4 protein-coding genes and 1 pseudogene are annotated in these 4,244 nt (G+C 57.8%); 2 read left to right on the top strand and 3 right to left on the bottom strand.

What is annotated here, in order from left to right:
• Window positions 1-1,108 (top strand): annotated as a pseudogene (locus ACLTXB_RS18555) (peptidase); the annotation flags it as partial.
• A gap of 46 nt (window positions 1,109-1,154) precedes the next feature.
• On the opposite strand, the gene ACLTXB_RS18550 reads toward ACLTXB_RS18555, so the two are convergent.
• Window positions 1,155-1,721, bottom strand: coding sequence for an ECF transporter S component (locus tag ACLTXB_RS18550; RefSeq protein WP_428227963.1), 567 nt, complete (start codon window positions 1,719-1,721; stop codon window positions 1,155-1,157).
• Window positions 1,722-1,986: 265 nt separating this feature from the next.
• On the opposite strand from ACLTXB_RS18550, the gene pnuC reads away from it, so the two are divergent.
• Window positions 1,987-2,700: a nicotinamide riboside transporter PnuC gene (pnuC, locus tag ACLTXB_RS18545; RefSeq protein WP_428227962.1), complete on the top strand. Its 714-nt coding sequence runs from the start codon at window positions 1,987-1,989 to the stop codon at window positions 2,698-2,700.
• Between the two features lie 47 nt (window positions 2,701-2,747).
• On the opposite strand, the gene ACLTXB_RS18540 is transcribed toward pnuC, so the two are convergent.
• Window positions 2,748-3,170, bottom strand: a complete 423-nt coding sequence (locus ACLTXB_RS18540; RefSeq protein WP_428227961.1) for a hypothetical protein — start codon at window positions 3,168-3,170, stop codon at window positions 2,748-2,750.
• A 9-nt stretch (window positions 3,171-3,179) separates the two neighbouring features.
• Window positions 3,180-3,728 (bottom strand): helix-turn-helix domain-containing protein, encoded by a 549-nt coding sequence (locus tag ACLTXB_RS18535; protein ID WP_428227960.1) that lies wholly within the window; start codon window positions 3,726-3,728, stop codon window positions 3,180-3,182.
• Window positions 3,729-4,244: the final 516 nt, after the last annotated feature.

The following is a 4,244-nucleotide window of genomic DNA, read 5'->3' as shown; positions in this document are numbered from 1 at the left end:
GCTGATGAGCGACGTGTATGCCACCCTGCGGGCTGTGGTGCGGGACTGCCGCTTTGACGGCGACGTCACCGTGAAAAATGAGTGCGGCGGCGGCGTAGCCGGCCGGTGCGAGGCGGGCGCCATTGTGGACTGCGCCGCCCGGGGCACCGTGGAGACCGGCGGAGACTACTGCGGCGGCATCGCCGGCCGCACCCGTGGCAAGGTGATCCGCTGCGCCGCCCTCACGGACCTCACCGGTCAGAGCTGGCTGGGCGGCGTGGCCGGGTTGGGCCAGGACATCACCGACTGCCGCACCATGGTGCGTGCCGACAGCGCCGGGGAGTACCAAGGCGCCATCGCCGGACAGGCGGAGGGCACTCTCACCGGCAACCGCTATCTGATGGAGGACCTGGCCGGGCTGGACGGGGTAGACTATGCAGAGACTGCCCAGGGCCTGGACTTTGACGCCTTCTCCCAATTAGAGTACATCCCCGCAGACTTTCTCACCTTCTCTTACCGCTTTGAGGTAAACGGCCAGACCGTGGCTGAGATTCCCTTCCAATACGGGGACGATCTGGACACAAGCCTGGTGCCCGAGGCCCCCAAGCAAGGCGAGGAGTATGGCCAGTGGCCTCAGTTCCCCACCCAGGATCTGCGCCGCTCCATGGTCCTTTCCGTCCAGTTCACCACCCCCACTTCCACCCTGGCCGATCAGGACGGAGTAGCTCAGCTGCTGGTGGAGGGCACCTTCTCTCCCGACGCCTCGTTGACGGTAGACCAGGAGGAGCTGCCCGACCAAAAAGTGGAGGGCTATACCTCCCGCTCCGCCTGGAGCTACACGGTCACTGGAAGCCAGTCGGATACCATCACCGTGCGCCTGCGGGCGGAAGGAGTAGAGAAGCCGGCGGCGGCGGTGTATCAGGACGGCCGCTGGCAGCGGGTGGACAGCACCCTGGACGGCAGCTATCTGGTCTTCCAGGCTCCCACTCATGGCCAGGTCTTGCTGCTGGAGGAACAACAGCTGCCCCTTCTGACCGTGGGACTGATCGGCGGAGGAACCATTGTCCTGCTGCTGGCAGGCTTCTTCCTACACCGATACGGACGAAACCGCATCCGCGCGGAAAAATAAAACATGTCCCGGAGTGCAAATGCACTCCGGGACATGTTTTCTATGTTCAGGCAGGCAATACATGGGCTTTTCTCAGTGCGGGGGTCAGTGCGGTATACAAAAGCGCCGCACAGATCACCGCCACCACGCCGTTGAACAGCGTTACCGGCGCCTTGGTGGCCAGTACCTCCACCTGGGTCACCTGCCAGGTAAAGCCCTTCACATACAGGGATTCCAGCACATTTTTCCCCAGATACAGGATGCTGTAACTCAGCGAGCCGCACAGCGCCGCCGTCCACACCCGCACCCGCGGAGCCAGGAAGGAGGCCTTGCGCATCACCCCTCCGGCCACAAAAGCCATCACAAATTTGTTCAGGAAGGTGATCCAGCACTCCGGCGCCCACATAGGGTCCATCAGGTCAAACAGGGCCGAACCCACGCCGGCGGCCAGGCCGCCTCCCACCGGTCCCAGCAGAAACGCGGACAGCAGGCACATAATATTGCCAAAGTGGATCTTGGTCTTTCCCAAACCTGTGGGGATATCGATTCCCACATAGGTCAATGCAAACACCATTGCTGCCATCATGCCCACCAGTGCCAGACGCCGGATGGAAAACGTACCTCTTTGCTTCATCGTACTCTCCCCTGTCTTTTTGTAGGTTATCTCTGGTTTCTGATTATAGCGGGATCTGATGTTTTTAGTATAGCCAGTATCGTATATATTTTTAAGGTCAGTTTTTCTGACTCCCGCTGGAAAAAACAGTTGCATTTTTTCTGGTTCTATGGTATATCTATACCACTGCCACCGGGTAGAGTAATGCGAATGCATTCGGTACACATCGTTAGGTCTTTGAAGATGTGTATACGGATGCTTTTTTGTTTGTTGGGAGGATTTTGTGATGAAAGCTGCGTTTGGCTGGCTGAGCCGTTATTTCTCCAGAGGGGAGCTGCTCCTGTGGGGCTGTTCCATGGGCTGTATCCTACTGTCCTTTGCCGCTTTTGACCGAGGCAGCTATCTCACCCTGGCCGCCTCTCTCATCGGAGCCACATCCCTTATTTTCTGCGCCAAGGGCAACCCGGCGGGGCAGGTGCTGATGATCCTGTTCAGCCTGCTGTACGGGCTCATTTCCTTCTCCTTTGCCTACTACGGCGAGATGCTCACCTATCTGGGCATGACCGCCCCCATGGCTGTGGTGTCGCTGGTGTCCTGGCTGCGCAACCCCTTCCAGGGCAACCATTCCGAGGTGGAGGTCAACCGCCTCCCCCTGTGTGAGATTCCCTTTATGCTGGTACTCACCGCCGCTGTGACGGTGGTGTTCTACTTCCTGCTCCGCTTCTTCCACACCGCTAATCTGCTCCCCAGCACCCTGTCCGTCACCACCAGCTTTTTGGCCGTCTATCTCACCTTCCGCCGCAGCGCCTACTTCCCCCTGGCCTACGCCGCCAACGACCTGGTGCTGATCGTGCTGTGGACTCTGGCCGCTATGGAGGACCCCTCCTACCTGTCGGTGGTCATCTGCTTTGTGATGTTTCTGGTCAACGATGGATATGGCTTTCTTAGCTGGTCCCGGATGCAGAAGCGTCAGCAGCAGCGCCGGGAGGAACTGGCGTAACAGACTGCAAAACCCCGTACCACGTGGTACGGGGTTTTTTATGGCTTTTACTTTGCAAAGAAGTTCACCGTATAATCCCCCAGATTGAAAATCAGGGTGGGATCTTGGGTGCCGTCCTGGTAGGTGGTCATGGTTGCAACCGCCACGCCGCTTGTTCCATCCACATTCACCTCATAAATTGTGGATTTGGAATCCCTTTGACTTTGCTGGTACGTCCCTGTATAGGTGCGGTCGTTGGTCCGGTCGGTAAGGGTGAGATTACCGCCTTGGGCCTCACAGACCAATTCGATCTGCTTTGCCCCCTCCAGCGTGCTGCTGCCTCCCTCTCCATAGGCCACCGCCTGTCCGCCTGCCTCTATACTCTGCACCGAGGTCATGACCCAGGTATATTCGTCGATTTTGGGCGTCTTACTGCTGCATCCTGTAAGAAGCACCAGCAGAAACGCCAGCAACAAACCTGCTCGTTTCATGGTTTCTCCTTATTTTTTCCGGGTTTTGTATATTCCAATTCCGGCTATGATGGCCGCTGCGACAGAAAGAACCCATGTCCCTGTTTGGACCAGGGTGGAGCCGCATAGGATGTTGGTCGGGCCGTCGTTCCCGCCGATAATCGTCATATCGGCCCAAATGCGCTCCATTGCCGCCTGATAAGAAAACCACTCAATAAGCTGATAAAGAAGCACAAGGAGCGCAGCCGCTCCAAGGAGGACAAACACCGCCCGCCACAGTTTCCGCTGCCGCTCACAGCGGGCTGCAAACTGTTCGTTCAGCAGCTCCAATTTGGCGGCAATGGCTTTCAGCTCTGCACTCTCGTCGGAAGAGGACTCCGAACCGGCCGTTTCCCCCAGAAGTTCGGTAACCGAGGTATCCAGTGCCTCGGCCAATCGGATCAGCATGCCGGAATCCGGAACGGACAGTCCTTTCTCCCATTTGGAGACGGTCTGTCTCACGATGTGCAGCTTGATGGCCAGCTCTTCCTGGGACAACCCTTTGGCCTTGCGAAAATGCTTCAGATTCTCACTCAGCATGAGCCCACTCCCTTCCCAACGACGTATCACAATTATAGGGCAAAACCACCCGTTGCTTCAAGCAACGGAATTTAACATTTGGTCGTTTGGGGCAAAAATAGGCAAGGTGGAGCCGCCCTCTGGGCGGCGGAATCCCGGCCCCCGCACAGCGGGGCGGCGCTTTTGCGCCGTACAAGCGTTTTGAGCCAACGGCTCAAAACCTTGGCGCAGGCGATCGTCAAGCATAACTCACGGCCCTTCTGGGCCGCGCCGCGAGTGCGGCGTAAATTCGGAGTGCAGCGGAGAATTGCGCAGGGCGTATTCATTTCGCCCGAGCAGTTCAATTTCTTACGGTATCCAGAAAAAAGAACCACACCTTACGGTGTGGTTCTTTTTTCTGGTGGAGCGTCCGCAACCAACGATGAACACCTTTCGCAGTTGGTCAGGTCCCCCTCAAGTCCCTCCTCGATTTCGTCCAGCAGGATGTCATCAATTGTGATCGGGGTGTCGCTACCGTTCAAAACCAAGGTGAACCGG

The organism is Flintibacter sp. (assembly GCF_046973065.1).
Note: the sequence above shows the minus strand (reverse complement) of the source record. Positions and strands in the feature narration are given on the sequence as shown.

Bases quoted from the DNA above. Each gene is read 5' to 3' on its own strand.
- ACLTXB_RS18550 (WP_428227963.1), bottom strand. From the start codon at position 1,721: ATGAAGCAAAGAGGTACGTTTTCCATCCGGCGTCTGGCACTGGTGGGC.
- pnuC (WP_428227962.1), top strand. From the start codon at position 1,987: ATGAAAGCTGCGTTTGGCTGGCTGAGCCGTTATTTCTCCAGAGGGGAG.
- ACLTXB_RS18540 (WP_428227961.1), bottom strand. From the start codon at position 3,170: ATGAAACGAGCAGGTTTGTTGCTGGCGTTTCTGCTGGTGCTTCTTACA.
- ACLTXB_RS18535 (WP_428227960.1), bottom strand. From the start codon at position 3,728: ATGCTGAGTGAGAATCTGAAGCATTTTCGCAAGGCCAAAGGGTTGTCC.